Below are 18,509 nucleotides of genomic sequence, written 5' to 3' on the forward strand. Positions count from 1 at the left end.
TGATCAGCAGATCAGCCCGCCAGATGCTTGAATGCGGCGACAACCTGCTCATAGACGTTGCGCTTGAACGGCACGATAAGGTCCGGCAGCTCGGCCATCGGCTTCCATGCCCACGCGTCGAATTCAGCGGTGTGGCCGCCGGGAGGCGGGTTGATCGCAATCTCGCTTTCATCGCCGGTAAATTCATAGGCGAACCACTTTTGCGTCTGGCCGCGATACTTTCCCTTCAGGGCAATTCCGACGAGTGCGGGCGGCAGGTCATAATTGATCCAGTTCGGCGCCTCAGCCAGCAGGGATACGGTTTTCATGCCCGTTTCCTCGTAGAGCTCGCGCCGTGCTGCGATTTGCGCATCTTCGCCCTTGTCGATGCCACCCTGGGGCATTTGCCATAGCTGGGTTGAACCCTCCATTTCATCATTGGGGATGACGATGCGATGGCCCGCCCAGACGAGTTTATCGGCGTTGAGCACCATGATGCCGACGCAGGGCCGGTAGGGGAGTGTCTCGGGGTCGACATGTTTCTTGCTCATGCGAATACTCCGCTGGATGAGGGGATGCTGGTGGTGCCTAACCCTTTTCAGGATCGCGGACAAGAGCGGAAACCGGCACGATCTCGATGCCGCGGGTCTTGGCCTCGTTGGTCCAGGCGGCCACGGCATCCACGGTCACGCTGAAGGCCGAACCGGTGCCGATCGCCGTGCCTTTGGCCCGGGCAATCCGCTCCAGCTCATCCAGCTTCTTGAGGATGCTGCCCCGGTCCTGCGTGCCGTCAATCAGCACATCGGCGGCGGCAAAGGGCGTTCCCTGCTGGCTGGCGATGGTGTCGGCCTGGCTGCGGGCAGAACTGCCGTCATCGAGATAGAGCAGCCCGCGTTTCGCGATGTCCTGCATGACAGGCGTCATGGCCTTGGCATCGGCGGTGAAGCGGGCTCCCATGTAATTTATGATGCCGGTATAATTGGTGATGCGGCCCATGGCCTTGTGCAGATTATCCAGTGTCTCTGTAGCGGGCGCATCGACCGTCAAGGTGTTGCGGCCGGGATTGACCCGCGGGTAGTCGAAGGGCTCAAGCGGCACCTGCATCAGCAATTCATGGCCATTCTGGCGGGCTGTCTGCATCCAGCGGATCAGGCTGTTGCCTTCGGGAGCAAAAGCCAGCGTCACTTCCGCAGGGAGCGCCGCGATTGCCTGTTGCGTGCCGGTCTGGGACATGCCGAGCCCGCCAATGACGAGAGCGATCCGCGCGCCGCGGGCGCCCGACCATGACCGGGCATAGACATCGAGCGGCCGCCGTCCGTCCGGCCCGATGACCGGCAGGGAGCCCAGCGCAGTTGTCTCAAGCAGATCCCGGTCGGGGATGTGGGCGGTCAGCGGATTCTGGGTCACCCTGGCGGGATCGCCCACGACGATGATTTTCGGGCCGCCGGGACTGGTGATGACATTGCCCTGCGTAACGCCGCTTGCCGGTGTCTTGGCTGCTGGCAGTGCCGTCTCGACCGGTGGGGGCGGAGCCAGGGCGGCCTGTTTGGGCTTCTCCATCTCCGGAGGCGGATTGCGAAATCCATGGTTGCTGGTCCATGAGATCAGCAGAGCAGCGGCGCCGACGCCCAGCACGGCACCGGCGGGCAGAAGCCAGCCCGCACCAGTCTTCGGTTTTTCCTTGGGCCGTTTGCTGTTCTGTCCCAGCGGCCTGTTGATGTCGGAATTCACGCGCTTTGGCCGATGAGAAGAATGAAACGGACGGGATAGCCGGTGTGGAATGAAAGGGGGACCAGGTGTGTAAGCGCCAGCCTGATCCCCCTTGTCATCTCAGTTCGGTACGCCCTTGGACGGATCTGCCGGGAATGCCGCATTGGCCTGTTCGCCGCGCAGCAGTTTCAGGGCTTCGATCAGCTGCAGGTCGTCCTTCGGATCCGGCGGGACATAGGCGATCGAGCCCGATCCTTCCGCATCCTCCTGAACGCCCTTGATATGGCCCTTCAGGCTGGATTCGCTCATCGGCTCGGCCCGGCCCTTCAGATCGTCCGGCAGCGGCTGTTCGACCGCGATATCCGGCACGATGCCCTTGCCCTGGATCGACTTGCCTGCCGGGGTGTAATACAGCGCCGTCGTCAGCCGCAGCGCGCCGTTCTCGCCCAGCGGAATGATCGTCTGCACCGAGCCCTTGCCGAAGGACCGCGTGCCCAGCACCGTCGCCCGGCGATGGTCCTGCAATGCGCCGGCGACAATCTCCGATGCGCTGGCGGAACCGCCATTGATCATGACGATCATCGGCTTGCCATTGATCAGATCGCCCGGACGGGCATCGAAGCGGGTGATGTCCTGCGGATCGCGGCCGCGGGTCGAGACGATCTCGCCCTTGTCGAGGAAGGCGTCGGAGACGGCAACCGCTTGGTCCAGCAGGCCGCCGGGGTTAAGGCGCAGATCGAGCACAAAGCCCTTGAGCTTGTCGGCGGGAACCTTGCTCTGAATGTCCTTGATCGCCTTCTGCAGGTCTTCGAAGGTCTGTTCGGTGAAGGAAATGACCCTGACATAACCGACATCGTTCTCGACGCGGTATTTGACGGCCTTTACCTTGACGACATCGCGCACGATGGTCAGCTTGATCGGCTTGTCGGCGCCCTGGCGGATCAGGGTCAGCTCGATGGGAGTGTTGACATCGCCGCGCATCTTGTCGACGGCATCGTTCAGCGTCAGGCCGCGAACCTCGGTCCCGTCGATCTGCGAGATGTAGTCGCCAGCCAGAACACCCGCCTTGGAGGCAGGGGTGTCTTCGATGGGGGCAATGACTTTCACAAGCTCATTTTCCATGGTGACTTCAATGCCGAGGCCGCCAAACTCGCCCTTGGTCTGCACACGCATGTCCTGGGCCTGGTCGGCATTCATGTAGGACGAATGCGGATCGAGCGATGTCAGCATGCCGTTGATGGCGCTTTCGATCAGCTTCTTGTCATCCGGCGGCGTGACATACTGGTTGCGCACGCGCTCGAAAATGTCGCCGAAAATCGACAACTGCTTGTATGTGTCACTGCCCGCAGCTTCTGCAACGGTTGTGGGCAGTGCACCCTGCACAACCACCATTGCCGTCGCGCCCAACAGGGCTCCGGCCATGAGAAGCGTTAACCTACGTATCATTTGTGGTCCTTCCAGCGAGCCTATCCGCCCACCAGGGAGCGGGATTAACAGGTTTTGTATCTTTTCGGAACTCAATGTAAAGCATTGGCGCTCCATTTCCCAACTGAACGGTGCCGGTACTCGCTACGAGTTGCTCGTTCATCACACCGACCGGCTCTCCCGCCAAAACAAACTGATTCTGCGAAACATTGATTCTCTTCATTCCCGCCAACACAACATGATAGCCATTGCCGGCATCGAGGATCAAGAGTTGGCCATAGGAGCGAAAGGCGCCGGCATAGAGCACCACGGCGTCCGTCGGCGCGGTAATTGTCGCGCCCGCCGGAGTTTCCAGCGTGTCGCCCTGCAGCACTCCGCCCAGTCCGTCATCGTCGCCAAAATGCCGGACCAGTTTTCCGGCGCCCGGCATGGGCAGATGCCCCTTCAGCGAGGCAAAGTTCACCTTGGCCGACAGGCGTTCCTGGTTGGAGGCAAAATTGTCGGCCCGCTCCTTGCTGGCTGCAAGCTTCTGTTCTTCCTGCTGATTTGCGGCGCTGGCGGCTTTGCGCGCCTCTTCCATGTCCTGTTCCATGGAGGCGATCAATTCGCGCAGCGATGTCGCGCGCCGGGCCAGATCTTCCGCCCGCTGCTGTTCGGCCTTGCGTGTTTCCTCGGATGTTGTCTGCAGTTTCTGCTTCTCGGCCAGAAGCAGATCGAGGCGCTTCTTTTCCTCCGCTTGTCCTGACAGGGAGGCGGTCAGGCGGGTTTGTTCATCGCCAATCGATGTCCTGATCCGCGAGAGTTCCTTGAGGTCGGCAATCAGGACCTCCGTCTGCTCGCGCATTTCCGGAACAACAGCGCCCAGCAGGACGGCGCTGCGCACCGACGCAAGGGCATCGTCGGGGCGAACGAGGATGGCGGGGGGTGGGTTGAGCCCCATGCGCTGCAAGGCGGCAAGGACCTCGGCGAGCGCCGCGCGCCGTCCTTTGAGAGAGAGCTTTATTCCGTCTTCCCGCTCGCGCAGATCGGTGAGCTTGTCGCCGATGGCAGCTATATCTTCCGTCAGTTTTTTCTCGGTCTTGGCCGACTGGATCAGCGCAGCCGTCAGGGTGGTCTGATCCTTCTTCAGATCGGCAATTTCCTTGTCGAGGGAAGCCACCTTATCAGCGGACAGGCCTATCTGGCCCGTGAGTTCGTCGAGCTGCCGGATGGTGTCAGCGCGTTTTGCATCGACCGCTTCCTGCGCATGTACCGGCGAAGCGCAGGCAACCATCAGAACAAGCAGGCCGGTGCGCATGCCGGAACACTTGTTTGGACGAATGGTTGCACCTGAAAGCCGAAAACGCATATGCGGACCGAAATGAATTAAGATTAGAGCCCGACAATAGGAAGACTTCGATTAATGAACTATTAACCATAGGGCATCCATGCGGGATATTCGCGCGATGCTATCATTTTAGTGCCAATCGGGATGGCGGAATTACGACCTCAGCTTCACTCTTGCGTGAAATCGCGGCAGGAACAGCCTGCATCGGGTGACGTGGCTTCGGTTTGGCGCGAACATTTGTTTTGCTTTCTCCTTTTGAGTGCTATGGGAACGGGCAGAGAACGTATCGAACGTCCTGACGCGTTGCGCAGATGCAATGATATTTCGAAGCTGACCGGAATGACCGGATTCAGATCGCAATGCGGCAGGTTCACCTTGGTTTCTGGATTTTTCAAATGACCGATCTGTCAGTCGTAATTCCTGCCTATAATGAATCCGGAAACATCGGCGCCCTTGTCACCGAGATCAATCAGGCCCTCTTGGGCACTGCCAGCTATGAGATACTGATCATCGATGACGGCTCGAGCGACGGCTCGGCCGAAGAAGCGCTGAATGCCGGCCGCCACGTTCGCGTGCTGCGGCATGAGAAGCGTACCGGTAAATCCAGGGCGCTGATCAGCGGCTTTCAGGCCGCGAGGGGGCAATGGATTGCGACGCTGGACGGTGACGGGCAGAACAACCCGCTGGACCTGGCGCGCCTTTGGCCGCGCATTGCGCAATCCCAGCCTGTGCTGTTTGCCGGGGTCCGGAAGCGCCGCAATGACGGGGTCGTGAAGCTGCTGACGTCGAAATCCGCCAATTTCATCCGCAGGCGTCTTCTCAGGGACAATTGCCGGGATGCGGGATGCGGCTTCAAAGTCCTGCCTGCGTCCGTGGCAAGAGGATTGCCCTACTTCGACAACATGCACCGTTTTCTTCCGGCTCTCTCGATCCGGGCCGGTCTGACCGTCGTCGAAGTCGATGTGGAGGACCGTCCGCGGCTGGCCGGCGTCTCCAAATACGGGTTCTTTGATCGCGCTGCGGTTGCGTTTCTCGACACTGTCGGTGTTTTCTGGCTTATCCGCCGGTACTCTGATCCGGCAGGGGTAAGCGAGATGAATAACGCTGAAAGCTGAACGTCCTTATCTGGCCGTTGAAATTTCTCATTGGGCTGTCGACCCGGGTCATGGGGCCGGTTGCCGTCGCGTCCAGGGGCAGGAGTTCGAGCGCTTCTTTGTCCGGAGCATCGCCTCCCTCCCAGACAAGGACGATATCATCGGCCTTGCCGTTTGCCGGCGGCCAATGGAGCTGCACGGCGATGTTGGCGGCATCATCCTGCCGCTTGGACGCCAACCGTGCCGGGGCCGCGTTCTGCGCGCGAATGGCATTGGCAACCGCATCGAATGGTATTGACAGGCGATCGTCACCGAACAGCAGCACGATAGCGAAGGCAAGGGGCGCCAAGACGTAGAATCCGGCGGATATGATCAGCAGGTTTCGCGCGCCATGCTTTTGCGGGAAGTAAAGCGCCAGCAAAATGGCGGTCGGCGCCAGAATGGGCGCCATGTAACGCTCCGCCACCGAATGGTAGTCGGCAAAAAAGACAATCAAGCCGAAGGCCGTCAAGCCAAGCACGACAGTGCGGAACAGGACTTTCCTGACATCCGTGTCGCCATCCGGAACCGGCTTCGGAGCGTCCTGCAGGCGGCCAATCAGGAAAATCACAAGAGCCGGGCCTGACCAGAGGAAGGTCGAGATGAAGAGGCTGAGAAGGCCGTCCACTCCAAACCAGGGAATATCAAACGGCTGAAGCATCGGGATCAGATGATTGAGTTTGGCCATCCGTCCGGCGGTTGCAGCCAAAGGCGCGTTCAACGAGGCCCAGGCCACGGGTGCCATGGCAAGAATGAAAATGCCAAGGGATATCAAGGCGGGCTTGCAGAAAATCTGGCGGCGAATGGCCCTGTTGAGGGCGCACGCAATCAGGAAGCTGAACAGGAACATGAAGAAGTTGTACTTTGCCAGCCCGCCAATGGCGGCCCATATGCCAAGCCAGACATAGGCGCTGTATCCCCGTCCCGACCGGATGAGGGCCAAGGCATGGATCGTCCCGATGGATGCGACAATCACCAAAAGCGTGTGTGCCGTTGTCTGGATCGACATCCAGACAATCTGTGGCAGAAGAGCGGATGCCGCCAAGGCCAACACACCGGCCCGGTCGCCGCCCAGCCGGCGTGCCGTGTCGAATGAAAGCCAGTGATAGAGGCCGAGCAGGCACAGGCGGACCAGAACCGTGGCAACCAGCCAGTTCCAGCCGGTAAGTTCAAGCGCCACCCGCACCAGCCAATTGTAAAGCGGCGGATGCGAGTTGCCGTAAATCCAGGAAAAATCAACCAATCCGACGAACTGGGCTTCATCGATGTCGAGAAAGGGCGACAGGGCCAGCCTGAGCGCGATCAGGGCCAGCGTATAGCAGAGTATTGCAAGGGGGATTCGCCGGGCGAGATAGGTCCAGTTGATCATCGGGCCGTCCAGTTTCAACGCTGCATGGAATCGAGAGTTGGATGCAACCTGAGCGTCAATTTCACATGTGTCGTATCCCACTACAACCAAGTGCCCGTTGCCGCAATGCTACAAATTTCCAATGGGGAATCGCGCCAATGAATAAGGCCGCCGGGTTGATGCCGGCGGCCTTTCACGCATTCAAATTGTTGTGACTACGCCCTGCGAAGCAGGCCTGCGATCAGGGAAATGACCAGGAGCGCGAGGAACACAAAGAAAATAATCTTGGCTATCCCGACCGAAGCCCCGGCTATTCCGCCAAAGCCAAGTGCACCTGCCACAAGGGCAATAATGAGAAACACAACCGCATAGTATAACATTCTATTCTCCCTATCCTGTTGCATTCACAACGATCTGGGAGTGCCTTTGTTCCCTGCGGAAACCGGAATGAATGCTTTGCCGGCTCTTATGCCTTCGCCTTGCTGCTTTCCTTGAAGAACAGCGCCTGCGTGATCAGGGCTTTCACCATGTCAGGGTTGAAGGGCTTGGTGACAAGGAATGTCGGTTCAGGCCGTTCGCCGGTCAGGAGCCGCTCGGGAAACGCCGTAATGAAGATCACGGGAACCGCATCCTGGCTCAGGATGTTGTTGACCGCATCGATGCCGGAACTGCCATCGGCGAGCTGAATATCGGCAAGAATCATGCTCGGATGTGTTTCTGCGTAGAGTTTGACGGCCTCGTCGCGGGTACGCGCGATACCGACAACCCGATGACCCAGGCTTTCCACCATGTGTTCAATGTCCATGGCGATCAGCGGCTCATCCTCGATGATCATGATATCGGTGGCGATCTGCTTGGAAATGCCGACAGAAGCCTCGTCGAGAAGGGTATAAAGCTCCTGCTCGTCTATATCGAGAATATCGAGGGTTTCAGCCTGGCTGAAGCCTTCAAGGCTGATGAGAAGGAAGGCCTGGCGCGCGCGGGGGGCGATGGCGGTCAGGTTTGCCGCCGCATGCTTTTCCCAGCCAAATTCCGATTGCAGCTCAAGCGGGCGGACATTGACCGAATTGAAGTGCTTGATCAGCAGTTTGTAGAGGCTGACGCGGTCAGATGTGGTTTCAGGAAAAAGGGAGACATCGCTGATGAGGATTTCGAGCGTCGCGGCTACATAAGCATCGCCTGACGATTGCGACCCGGTAATGGCGCGGGCAAAGCGGCGAAGATAGGGCAGATGTGGAGCGATCCGAGTGGACAATGACATTATGGTGATTTCCCGTTCCCGTTTGGGCATTGAAGACAAGTGGTCCGATTCTGACATTTGCATCGCTTTGATACAGACCATTCAGGCAAATGTCAGAATCAAAGGACCACCAGTTAGTTTATGTTTCTAGTGGAACTTTGAATTTGACATTCGCGTGCCCTACGTCATGTCAAATGGGATGCGAATGTCAAATTCGTTCCACTAGTACGAACCAAAACACTTTGGCGAAAAAAAAGTTCCCTGGCATGGAACTTTTCCTTCTCTAAAGGATTATCGACATTAATGTGCCTGCCAAAAGCTTTTGCGACGACCGACCAGCAAAGATAGTAGTAATGAACGCCAACAAAAGTCTCTCAGACGGCTCCGAAAAGGGTCGTGTCCGCCGCCGCGACGTCAGAAACGCGGAATCAGAAATCGGTTTGAAGCTGCGTGCGCTCTATGCCTCCGTACAGGAGGAGGAAATCCCGGCGCGTTTCCTGGACCTTCTGGAAAAGCTCGACGAAGCTGAACGCAACCATGCTCAGTCGTCAAAATAACAGGCGGTCGAATGGTACATGAATCCCCTGACTTCAAGAGAAATCTGATTGCGTCCCTGCCGAAGCTGCGCGCATTCGCAGTATCGCTGATCGGCAATCCTGACCGTGCGGATGATCTCGTTCAGGACACGATCATGAAAGCCTGGGCCAAACAGGATTCATTTGAAGCCGGCACCAACATAAAGGCCTGGCTGTTTACGATCCTGCGCAATGAGTTTTACAGCCAGATGCGCAAGCGCGGGCGCGAAGTGCAGGATTCGGACGGCATTTTCACCGAACAGCTGTCGGTGCATCCCTCGCAATACGGCTCGCTCGATCTGCAGGATTTCCGCAAGGCCCTGGAAAAGCTGCCGGACGACCAGCGCGAGGCCATCATTCTCGTCGGTGCGTCCGGGTTTTCCTACGAAGAGGCCGCCGATATCTGTGGATGCGCCGTTGGAACGATCAAGAGCCGCGTCAGCCGGGCAAGAACGCGATTGCAGGAACTCCTCGATGTCCAGGGCGAGGTCGATTACGGCCCCGACTCGATTGCCACGCAGGTAACGTCAAACAAATTCGCCTGATGCACCATCTTCTTTTGCCGGCGGCATCCTCTGCGCCATCCTGGCCGATGCAGCGGCGACGGCCTGCAGGATATGAGTCTTGCCATAGGGTTTCAAAACCACGGGAACATCGGCGAAGCCGGCAATGCCGCTCCTTTGCTGATCATAGGCGGTGGCAAAGACAACCGGAATGCCCCGCTGCAGCAAAAGATTTGCGGCGTCCAGCGATGACGCGCCCCGCGCCTTGACTTCGAGAATGGCGATATCGCATGGCGGCTGGCTCTCAATCCAGAATAGAAGTTCGGCAACGGTTGAGACGAGGTGGACGGATTTCGCACCGCATTCCTCGGCAATGCGTTCCAACTCCAGCCCGATCAGATATTCGTCCTCCAGAACCAGAAGTCGCTTGCCGGTCAATTCCATATCAACTGCTCCCAAAAGCAGTGCTTATGCGCTGAACGGAATTGGGTGTCATTTAACTATGACATGTCGAATGCGAAGAATTGTCGGGTATTTCAACCGTGCCATGCTAGCGTGTTCAACAACTCACAATTGAGAAATCAGATGAAAACAACGACGGCATCAGCGGTACGGCAGTTTCCCTGTGAGAAATGTCCCTTGCAGGAGTTTGCGCATTTCCAGCGGCACGAGAAGGACGAACTGGAGTTTTTGTCCGGTTTCAAGACGGGCGAACTGGTTGCCGATGCCGGCACCACATTCCTGGTTGAAGGCGCCAACAGTGCGCATCTTTTCACGGTCCTGTCCGGTTGGGCGTTTCGCTACAAGACGCTGGAAGACGGCCGCCGGCAAATTCTCAACTACGTGCTGCCGGGGGACCTCATCGGATTGCAGGGATCGCTGATGAAGGAGATGCAGCACTCGATCGAAGCCATGTCACCGGTCATCCTGTGTGTTTTCCAGCGCGACAAGCTTCCCAATCTCTTCCGTACCTTTCCCAGTCTTGCCTATGACATCACCTGGCTGGCTTCCCGCGAGGAACAGATGCTGGACGAAATCCTGCTCAGTGTCGGGCGCCGAACGGCGCTGGAACGTGCGGCCTATCTGTTTGCCTTCATCTTTCAGCGTGCCAAGTCAGTCGGCATGGTCAAGGACGACAAACTGTTCGTTCCGCTCAAGCAACAGCACGTTGCCGATACGCTTGGCCTGTCCATCGTGCATACGAACAAGACGCTCAAGAAACTTGCAGCACGCGGTGCGTTGCGCTGGGTCGACCGGGGATGCGAAGTTCTCGATGAAGCAGTCCTTCTGGATATATCGGGATGGCAAGGTTTGCCGAAGGTGCCAAGACCCTTTATCTAATTTCTATATGTCGGGCCGAGCAGAAGAGGCCCGTTGTGGCAGGAGCGGTGCAGTTGGTGCAGTGGCGTAGAATTTTGGCGGGTTTTTCGGAGAGACCTGGGCGCGGGCTGGCCATCATCATTTCGCTTGCGCTGATCATCACTGCCGCGATGTCGACGGTCATCCTGACCCGCGGCTTCAACAATCAAATGGACGATGTCGTCGCCACCTACCGCGTCCGGGAGCAGGCGGATGGTACGCTCGCGCTGCTGAACGAAGCGCATACGAGCCAACGCGGGTATCTCCTGACGCAAAACCCGGCCTTCCTTGATCTCTACCACGCGGCGGCGTCCCATCTGGCGGAATCGCTGAATACGCTGAACGAGATGACGAGAGGCAATCCCCGCCAGCAGGCCATCGTCAGCCAAATTCAGGATTTGGCGAAGCAGAAGCAGCAAAAAGTCGAAGCCGCCATATCGATGTCCCTTGCCGGAAACAACAGCGACGCTCTGGCTTCTCTCGGTCCTGATTTCGGCATCGGCCAGATGGACGAAATCAAAAAGACCATCAACAGTTTCCTGGGTGAAGAGGACCGCCGGCTGATTGCGCGCAACATTGCCATGGACAAGTTGCGCTTCTGGCTGACTATCGCCTCGATCTTCTCGCTCGCAGGCGCGCTGATCCTTGCCTATATCCTTGCCAGCCGCACCAAGCGCTATGTGCGCAAGCTGACGGAAGGCCAATCGACGTTGCTTTCTGAAAAATCGCAGTTGGAAGAGATGGTTCAATTGCGCACCGCCGAACTTGAAAAGGCCATGCTGGTCGCCAAGCGGGAGAGGGCACGCGTGGAAACGCTCCTGCAGGATTCCGATCACCGCATCGGCAATTCACTGGCGACCGTGTCATCGCTTCTTGGTATCCAGATGCGCGGCGTTTCGTCAGATGAAATCCGGGTGGCTCTCGGTGCCGCCCGTGATCGAATTCAGACGATTTCGTCGGCGCACCGCCGCCTCCGGCTGGGAAAGGACCATGAAACCGTTCGGGCTGATGAGTATTTGCCGGAGATTATCGCCGACATCAAGGAATCCCACCTTCATGACCGGAATATCCGGATCGAAGCGCATTTCGAGCCGATTGATCTGAGCTCCCGGGATGCCACAACCCTTGGTATCATCATCGGCGAGTTGACCATGAACGCGATCAAGCACGCCTTTCCGCATAATCGTGCCGGGCTCATTGAAATAAGCCTCCTGCACGATGCCAATGGTGTCATTGCCCTCACCATTGCGGATGATGGAATTGGTATCCAGAAAAAACTCCACAAGCGGGCATCGGGTCTGGGTTCGATGATCGTCGCGCAGCTCTGTCAGCAATTTGGCGGCGCAGTGGCCTATGCCGCCAAAGATGGCGGCGGCACGGTCGTAACGGTGACGTTCCCCTCCCTCCAAAGCGCCGCTGCGGCGGAAAATGCGAAGGCGGAAAACGAATGAGCCGCAGTCAGAGTGTTGCCGCCCCGGTTTCCGGCATGTCGGCATTCAGCTGTTCCAGCGCAAGTTCGATGTCGCGCAAATTCCGGGTGAAACCGTCCTCGTTGTCCATCCCGCCTTCCGTCGCCGCGCGTTGCAATCCCCTGGCTTCGCTGAGCAGGTCGCGGAGTTTTTCGATTTTCGCGGGTCTGTCCAGACTATTGTCCGATAGAATGTCCTTCGCTTCACGCATAGACTTCTCCTTTGCATTCTTCACGCAACAGAAACGGCGAGGGCTATTAAATGTTCCAGATGGGGAACAAAGGGGTATGCGTTGCGTTGATAATCGAAGCTGTTTTAACGTTCAGAGTAAGGACGGCTCGATGAGGGGCGTCATGCGACTATGAAGTCAGACCACATTTCAGAAAACATGTCAGAATTTCTGTCGGAACCGGCTCGCCTGGATGCCCTGTCAGCGGTAAGCAATCTTGAAATACACTCGGATGGCGAGCTTCAGGGATTGGCCTCTCTGGCGTTGTCGTTTTCGAACGCCGATGTTGCGGTGATTGTGGCGGTTGGCGAGACGCAGGGACGGATACTGGCGCAGGCCGGAAACGCGCCGGGGGGAATGTCCGATTTCTGGGTATTCGGCGCGGAAGCGCTGGTTCTGCCGGCGGGGGATGTGTTGGTCGTTCCCGATGTGATGGCCGACAAGCGCTTCTCCGGGCAGGCGGCAGGTTTGGCCGGGAACACTGTGCGGTTTGTTGCGGCCGTGCCCGTCGACATCGGCGGCGCGCGCGTTGCTGCGCTTGTCATCGCCGCGGCAGCGCCCGGGCCAACGGCAGGAGAACTGCTGCAATCACAGTTGAAACAGGTGGCCAGGCTTGCCGGGTCTTTCCTTAAACTGCAGTGTGATGCGCAAAGCCATGTTCGGTCCATTGAAACCCTCAACAGGGATGAACTGCGCAACGACATGGCGCTGGAGGTCGGCAATGTCGGCAGCTGGGTCTGGGACCTGAAGACAGGAAAATTCACCGGCAACAAGATGGCCTATTCCATGCTCGGCCTGAGCGATGACAAGCCGATAAGCGGCGAAGATGTTTTCCGTGCCATGCATCCGGATGATTTTCCGCTGATGAAATCGGCATTCACCCGCGCCTTGGCACACGATCAGGACTATGTCGGCGAATTTCGCGCCGCGTCTTCCGGCCAATGGCTGCTGGGGCGCGGCCGTATTTTCGAGCGGGATGCCGCCGGCAAGCCGCTCGTCGCTGTTGGCGTCAACATCGATATCACCAGCACGCGAAATGCGGCCGAGAAAACCCGCCTGTTGCTGCGGGAATTGAATCACCGGGTCAAGAATACGCTGGCCATGCTGCAATCGCTGGCGCGGCAGACATTGAACCGGACCTCCGATCCGGCGGAATTCATGGAGGCTTTCTCCGGCCGGCTGCGGGCGATCTCCGAAGCGCATACGCTTTTGTCCGATCGTGAATGGAGCGGCATCAGTCTCGTTGACCTGATCACCAAGCAGGTCGAGCCCTATGCGATCTATGATCCGGCCCAGGTCGTGCTGGAAGGCGAGGACATGATTCTGCCGCCCGATCACGCCTTGGGACTCGGCATCGCCTTGCACGAACTTGCCACCAATGCGGCCAAGCACGGTGCGCTGTCCTCCGCGCGCGGGAGGGTCCGCGTGTCATGGCAGACGGAAACCGGGCTCGATGAATCGCGGGTGGTCATTCACTGGGTGGAATCCGATGGCCCCCGTGTCACGCCTCCTGCCGCCCGCGGGCTTGGAGAACGGCTGATCGAGCGCAGCCTGGACAAGGTTCTGTCGAGCAGCGTCCGTTTGAGTTATCCCGAAACCGGCATGGAAGTGCTGATTTCGATGCCGATCAAGGAAGGGTCAGCCGCCGTCGTTGGATGAAGGCTTCTTCCTGGTGAGCAGCGAAAGCCCGGCAAAGGCGATGACCGGCACGGCGAGCATCAGCAATCCGCGCGATTTCAGGACGGTTGGCGCGGCGGCAAGTGCGGCAACGGTCAGCAGGGTCGATGTGTCGACCTTTGACCGCTCGCGCTGCCGTTTGTGGGCGACCGTTTCAGAAATTTTCATGGCGATATAGGCCAGAAGCGCAAGGACGATGGCGCCGCCGGCCAGGATCAGGGCCGCGTGCAGGCTGCCGATATGCTGCGCGAGCGCGATGTAGCCCGCGACAAGCAGGAAGACGCCGGCGATCGCCAGCAGAATACCGATCAGCGCAACGAAGACCGCACGGCGCTTTGCCCGGCTCACAGCGGAACCGAGCTCTCCAGAAACGGCACTGGACAGAAGGGGGGCCAGCAGTTTCAGCATGTCAACGGCGGGCGATCAGAGCCAGAAGAAATCCTACACCCGCAGCCACGGCAACGGTTGTCAGGGGATTTTCGCGTACGGTCTCCGTCAGCTGATCCTCAAGCGCCTTGGCCTGAGACCGGATTTCGTCCAGGGCGTCTTCGCCGCGTGCCCTGGCATGTTCAAAGGTCGAGGATGCGTTGCTGCTTGCCTCCTTGGCCGAGGTCTTGCCAATCTTGGCGAGTGTCGCCGCAATGTTCGCAATGTCCTCTTTCAAAGCGGCAACCTGCGCTTGCAGATCCGGGTTGGATTCCGTTGCATCGTCCACGGCTTTGCGAACTTTCGAAGAAACTGACGCCATTAAAGCAACTCCTTGAGAAATATAAGTTTCATAGCAATGGAAACGCCCGGCATGCGGTTTGGTTCCACCGGAAGGTGCAGACCGCTGCCCCTGCAGCAGCCTCTCCCGATATTGGGCTGCAAACGCCGTTATTCGGCACTGCCGCGCAGCAGGATTTTCTCGCTGTCGGCCTTGTAGGCTTCCTCGCTATAGGCGGGGTGGGCTTGCAGCTGCTGTTTCGTAAAGGGTGTGTAGACGGCGATCTTGCCATCCTTGTCAGACAGAAGATCAAGATTCTCGATTGAAATGGCGATGGGTTTCTTGCCCAGTCCCAGGAAGCCGCCCACGTCCACGACGAACGCTTCCACCTGTCCATCGGGGGTCATCAATGCGTCACCCACGGACCCAAGTGTCTCATCGTCCGAACCATAGACGGTCGTGCCGATCAGCTTCTCCGCGCTGACGGCGGTGGCCGGTACCGCTTTCAACCCGTCACGCGCGCCCGCCGTGGCCTCAGGTGCTGGCTTTGCGGGCACGGGAGCCGGCTTCAGAACATCCGACGCTGTATTCCGGTTGAGCAAAACCGACCCGTCAAAGGCAGGCGCCTTTTCCAGCTCGTCCTTGCTGGCGGCGATCACCAGCCAACGCGTACCGTCTGCGCGGTCTGCCCAGGCGAGGTCATGCAATCCAACCGCCACATCTTTCTCACCGATACCGACAAATCCGCCGACGCCGATGATTGCCGCCTCGGCCGTGCCATTGGTGTCAAGCACCAGATCCTTGACATTGCCGATCGAAACGGAATCGTCCTTGGCCCCGTTGTAGACTTTCTGGCCGATCAGTCCGGAAGCCAGGATTTGCCCGGACGCGGATTTGAGATAGCGCTCGGCATTGGCTGCCGGCTTTACCGCGTCGTGGAAGATGCCGTGCGTTGCCGTTGAACCCGGTTCCTGGGCCTGAGCAAAGGTGGATGCCGCAAGGACAGTGATCAAAGCGGTGGCTATCAAGAGACGTTTGGTCATGCGAATATGATTCCTGTACAATATTGTGATGTGAAAACAGTGCCTTGAACATTCCCAGCTAGGAGAGATAGCCGAGGAACCAGAGAATGAGGATGATCGGTATTGGCAGGCCGATAAGCCAAAGCAAGACTCCACGCAGCATAGTGTGTTGATCCTTTCGTCGGGTCTGATGCAAGCAATCAGAGTTCAAATTGTTCCATTAGATGCGGCCCAGAAGCAGCAGAATGAGCAGAATCGCCAAGACAATTCCCAGCAAACCTGAGGGGCCATAACCCCATGCCCGCGAGTGGGGCCAGCTCGGAAAAACGCCGATCAGCGCCAGTATCAGAATAATGATCAGGATGGTGGTCACCGGCATTCTCTGCTTGTCTCCTTTGAGCGGTCCGATGCATTGAAAACTTCCGATATCGATTTTTGTTCCGGCCACTGCGGCGTTTCCGTGCCGCGCGATGCAGCGGGAAGGGACAGGGCGCCTTGCGTTCACCGGTCCCGCCAGGCCGCATGCAACCAAATTCAGCCGGCTTCGTTTCAGTGCGTGACTGAACGGAGAGGGACTTTGATGAATTTGAAGAAGCGGACTTGCCATGCCTTCTGAGACTGTGAGGGAGGTGTCGCCGCGCGCCGTCGAGCGCGTCAGTCAAAAATCAATTTATGCGCCTGCGCCCGCCGATGACGGGCGAATGCAGTTCCCGCCCATCATTGTGGCCATTGCGGTCGTCGCAGCGCTTTACTTTGCCCGGGATATTTTTGTTCCGCTCGCGCTTGCGCTGCTTTTGACCTTTGCCTTGTCGCCGCTGGTCACGCAGCTTCACCGCTTTGGTGTGCCGAAGATTCTGTCGGTTGTCAGCGTGGTGCTCACCGCCTTTATCGCCATATTCCTGTTTGCCACCATTGTGGTCGGTCAGTTGACGGTTCTGGCGCAGAACCTGCCGAGCTATCAGTACAACATTGAGGCCAAGATCAGGACGATCAAGGATGCACAGTCCGGCAACGGTATTTTTGACCGTGGCGCGCGCATGTTCAAACGGCTCAACGAAGAAATCGGCCGTTCCGATGAAGTGGAGCGGTTTCCCGCACGAGACGGCGCAGAGGCGCAGGCGCAACACCCTCCAGAAAACGTCGCGCCGGACAATCAGGCAGGAAGCCCGTCACCCTTGGGCAAAGACAATCCGGACAAGCCTGTTCCGGTTGAAATCCGCAATCCGGCGCCTGATCCCCTGCAAGTGCTGCAAACCGTTGCCGCGCCTTTAATCCAGCCGTTGGCAACGATTGGCATTGTCGTGGTGTTTGTCATCTTCATGCTGCTGCGGCGCGAAGATCTGCGCGACCGTTTCATCCGGCTTGTCGGCGCCAGCGATATTCACCGCACCACCACGGCCTTGCACGATGCGGGAAAGCGGGTCGGGCAGTACCTCCTGATGCAGCTGGTGATCAATATCTGCTTTGGTGTTCCGATCGGCATCGGTCTTTGGCTGATTGGTATTCCCAACCCGATGCTGTGGGGCCTTCTGGCCATTGCCCTGCGTTTTGTCCCCTATATCGGACCATTCATTGCCGCATCTTTCCCGCTCATGCTGGCGCTGGCGGTCGATCCCGGCTGGATGCTGTTGCTGTGGACCGCGGCCTTGTTCATTGTTCTCGAACTGATCAGCAACAATGTCATGGAGCCGGTGCTTTATGGCTCGAGGACGGGCCTCTCGCCGGTTGCCATCCTGCTTGCGGCCATTGTCTGGACCTGGATATGGGGGCCCATCGGGCTGCTGCTTTCCACGCCGCTGACGGTCTGCCTTGTCGTGCTCGGGCGTCACGTGCCGCGCTTCGAATTCCTGGATGTGCTGCTCGGCAACGAACCCGTCTTGTCGCCGCAGCAACAGCTTTACCAGCGGCTGCTGTCGGGCGACCCTGATGAAGCGACGGAAAAAGCGGAAGACTATCTGCAGTCGTCGGCAATCGCTGACTACTACGCATCGGTTGCTGTTCCTGCCCTGTCTCTCGCCGAGCATGACCGGGGGCGCGGTGTGCTGGATGCTCCGCGTCGCAGCCGGGTGGCGCAGAGCATGATGCGCCTTGTGGAAAATCTCTCGGAACATCAGGACGTGGAAGGGGAGGACGGTGAAGATCAGGTTGAACCGGCAAAGAGCAAGCGCAGCAAGAGCGAAGGGCCAAGGACGATCATTTCCGCGGGCGGGCGGGGCGATCTCGACGACGCGGCGGCGGTGATCATTGGCGATATCCTGGAGCGGCGTGACTTCGAGGTTCGCGACATCACGCATGACGAACTGGAAGCTGTGAATATCGCCAAGCTCGATCTCGCGGATGCGGATGCGATCTATATCAGCTATCTCAACATGTCCTCGGTGGCCCATGCGCGCTATCTCGTGCGCCGCATTCGCAGGCGGAATGCGCGCATCAAGATCATCGTCGGATTCTGGGCCGACGATGCGGGCGGCATCGATGGTGAAAAGATCGTTGGATCAAGCCGGAACTGTCATTTCGCCTCAACCGTCGAGGCGGCGATCAAACATGTCGCCGGGTGACATCTGCGCCATCCGGGAAAGCTTTTCCATTGGCGGGAACCAAGACGACTCTGTCACGTTTCACAAAAGCTGGCCACACGTTGACCGGCACGTTCAGAACCCGGTGCCTGTTCCCCCGTGGGCACCGGGTTTTCGCTTGGATTCACAAAATTATCCTTTTAATTCAATATTTTGAATTTATCCGGTTTCACGGGAACCGTAGATGTCATCGGCCGTTTACCTCGGGTGAGTGAACTTTGAAGGAGTGTA

At 58.3% G+C, this 18,509-nt stretch carries 20 protein-coding genes; 7 read left to right on the forward strand and 13 right to left on the reverse strand.

All coding sequences use genetic code 11. The annotated features are described in order from the left end of the window. Positions 1–11: 11 nt before the first annotated feature. The 4 genes from C5750_RS13005 to C5750_RS13020 form a co-directional block, all read right to left on the reverse strand. Positions 12–530 (reverse strand): RNA pyrophosphohydrolase, encoded by a 519-nt coding sequence (locus C5750_RS13005; RefSeq protein ID WP_105734307.1) that lies wholly within the window; start codon positions 528–530, stop codon positions 12–14. 37 nt (positions 531–567) lie between these two features. Beyond that, entirely contained in the window at positions 568–1,710 is a 1,143-nt protein-coding gene (locus C5750_RS13010) for a divergent polysaccharide deacetylase family protein (RefSeq protein WP_165403432.1), read from the reverse strand. 99 nt (positions 1,711–1,809) lie between these two features. After that, the gene (locus tag C5750_RS13015) at positions 1,810–3,135 is read right to left on the reverse strand and encodes a S41 family peptidase (protein WP_105734308.1); all 1,326 of its coding nucleotides are present in this window, start codon (positions 3,133–3,135) and stop codon (positions 1,810–1,812) included. Beyond that, complete coding sequence (locus C5750_RS13020) at positions 3,125–4,411, reverse strand: murein hydrolase activator EnvC family protein (RefSeq protein ID WP_245421093.1); 1,287 nt, start codon at positions 4,409–4,411, stop codon at positions 3,125–3,127. The genes C5750_RS13015 and C5750_RS13020 overlap by 11 nt, the downstream gene beginning before the upstream one ends. Before the next feature lie 425 nt (positions 4,412–4,836). Here C5750_RS13020 and C5750_RS13025 point away from each other — a divergent pair, with 425 nt between their 5' ends. Then, positions 4,837–5,556, forward strand: coding sequence for a glycosyltransferase family 2 protein (locus tag C5750_RS13025; protein WP_105734628.1), 720 nt, complete (start codon positions 4,837–4,839; stop codon positions 5,554–5,556). On the opposite strand, the gene C5750_RS13030 is transcribed toward C5750_RS13025, so the two are convergent. From C5750_RS13030 to C5750_RS13040, 3 genes are all read right to left on the reverse strand, one after another. Further along, entirely contained in the window at positions 5,498–6,943 is a 1,446-nt protein-coding gene (locus C5750_RS13030) for a glycosyltransferase family 39 protein (protein ID WP_105734310.1), read from the reverse strand. The genes C5750_RS13025 and C5750_RS13030 overlap by 59 nt on opposite strands. Positions 6,944–7,137: 194 nt before the next feature. After that, positions 7,138–7,302, reverse strand: a complete 165-nt coding sequence (locus tag C5750_RS13035; RefSeq protein ID WP_105734311.1) for a DUF1328 domain-containing protein — start codon at positions 7,300–7,302, stop codon at positions 7,138–7,140. A gap of 86 nt (positions 7,303–7,388) precedes the next feature. Beyond that, entirely contained in the window at positions 7,389–8,183 is a 795-nt protein-coding gene (locus C5750_RS13040) for a response regulator (protein WP_105734312.1), read from the reverse strand. 332 nt (positions 8,184–8,515) lie between these two features. Here C5750_RS13040 and C5750_RS13045 point away from each other — a divergent pair, with 332 nt between their 5' ends. Both C5750_RS13045 and C5750_RS13050 read left to right on the forward strand, forming a co-directional pair. Next, entirely contained in the window at positions 8,516–8,719 is a 204-nt protein-coding gene (locus tag C5750_RS13045; protein WP_105734313.1) for a NepR family anti-sigma factor, read from the forward strand. Between the two features lie 11 nt (positions 8,720–8,730). After that, on the forward strand, positions 8,731–9,282 hold the full coding sequence (locus tag C5750_RS13050; protein WP_105734314.1) for an RNA polymerase sigma factor: 552 nt from the start codon (positions 8,731–8,733) through the stop codon (positions 9,280–9,282). Here the strand turns inward: C5750_RS13050 and C5750_RS13055 are convergent. Next, positions 9,265–9,684, reverse strand: a complete 420-nt coding sequence (locus C5750_RS13055; protein ID WP_105734315.1) for a response regulator — start codon at positions 9,682–9,684, stop codon at positions 9,265–9,267. The two genes, C5750_RS13050 and C5750_RS13055, sit on opposite strands and share 18 nt — an antisense overlap. Before the next feature lie 141 nt (positions 9,685–9,825). On the opposite strand from C5750_RS13055, the gene C5750_RS13060 reads away from it, so the two are divergent. Both C5750_RS13060 and C5750_RS13065 read left to right on the forward strand, forming a co-directional pair. Next, on the forward strand, positions 9,826–10,581 hold the full coding sequence (locus C5750_RS13060; protein WP_105734316.1) for a Crp/Fnr family transcriptional regulator: 756 nt from the start codon (positions 9,826–9,828) through the stop codon (positions 10,579–10,581). A gap of 74 nt (positions 10,582–10,655) precedes the next feature. Continuing rightward, the gene (locus tag C5750_RS13065; RefSeq protein WP_165403433.1) at positions 10,656–12,050 is read left to right on the forward strand and encodes a sensor histidine kinase; all 1,395 of its coding nucleotides are present in this window, start codon (positions 10,656–10,658) and stop codon (positions 12,048–12,050) included. Between the two features lie 7 nt (positions 12,051–12,057). Here C5750_RS13065 and C5750_RS13070 read toward each other — a convergent pair whose 3' ends face one another. Beyond that, the gene (locus C5750_RS13070; protein ID WP_105734318.1) at positions 12,058–12,279 is read right to left on the reverse strand and encodes a hypothetical protein; all 222 of its coding nucleotides are present in this window, start codon (positions 12,277–12,279) and stop codon (positions 12,058–12,060) included. A gap of 177 nt (positions 12,280–12,456) precedes the next feature. Here C5750_RS13070 and C5750_RS13075 point away from each other — a divergent pair, with 177 nt between their 5' ends. Next, a complete protein-coding gene (locus C5750_RS13075; protein WP_158531328.1) occupies positions 12,457–13,956 on the forward strand; it encodes a sensor histidine kinase in 1,500 nt (499 codons plus the stop codon). On the opposite strand, the gene C5750_RS13080 is transcribed toward C5750_RS13075, so the two are convergent. The 4 genes from C5750_RS13080 to C5750_RS13095 all read right to left on the reverse strand — a co-directional run bounded on the left by C5750_RS13080 (position 13,936) and on the right by C5750_RS13095 (position 16,081). After that, entirely contained in the window at positions 13,936–14,322 is a 387-nt protein-coding gene (locus C5750_RS13080; RefSeq protein ID WP_130502082.1) for a hypothetical protein, read from the reverse strand. The genes C5750_RS13075 and C5750_RS13080 overlap by 21 nt on opposite strands. Before the next feature lie 61 nt (positions 14,323–14,383). Beyond that, positions 14,384–14,722, reverse strand: a complete 339-nt coding sequence (locus tag C5750_RS13085; RefSeq protein ID WP_105734321.1) for an ElaB/YgaM/YqjD family protein — start codon at positions 14,720–14,722, stop codon at positions 14,384–14,386. Between the two features lie 128 nt (positions 14,723–14,850). After that, the gene (locus C5750_RS13090) at positions 14,851–15,723 is read right to left on the reverse strand and encodes a PRC-barrel domain-containing protein (RefSeq protein WP_105734322.1); all 873 of its coding nucleotides are present in this window, start codon (positions 15,721–15,723) and stop codon (positions 14,851–14,853) included. A 199-nt stretch (positions 15,724–15,922) separates the two neighbouring features. Next, positions 15,923–16,081: a DUF3309 family protein gene (locus C5750_RS13095; protein ID WP_105734629.1), complete on the reverse strand. Its 159-nt coding sequence runs from the start codon at positions 16,079–16,081 to the stop codon at positions 15,923–15,925. Positions 16,082–16,307: 226 nt separating this feature from the next. Here C5750_RS13095 and C5750_RS13100 point away from each other — a divergent pair, with 226 nt between their 5' ends. Continuing rightward, on the forward strand, positions 16,308–18,260 hold the full coding sequence (locus tag C5750_RS13100; protein ID WP_105734323.1) for an AI-2E family transporter: 1,953 nt from the start codon (positions 16,308–16,310) through the stop codon (positions 18,258–18,260). Positions 18,261–18,509: the final 249 nt, after the last annotated feature.

The organism is Phyllobacterium myrsinacearum, from assembly GCF_002980555.1.
In the GTDB taxonomy this organism is placed as follows: Bacteria; Pseudomonadota; Alphaproteobacteria; order Rhizobiales; family Rhizobiaceae; genus Phyllobacterium; species Phyllobacterium myrsinacearum.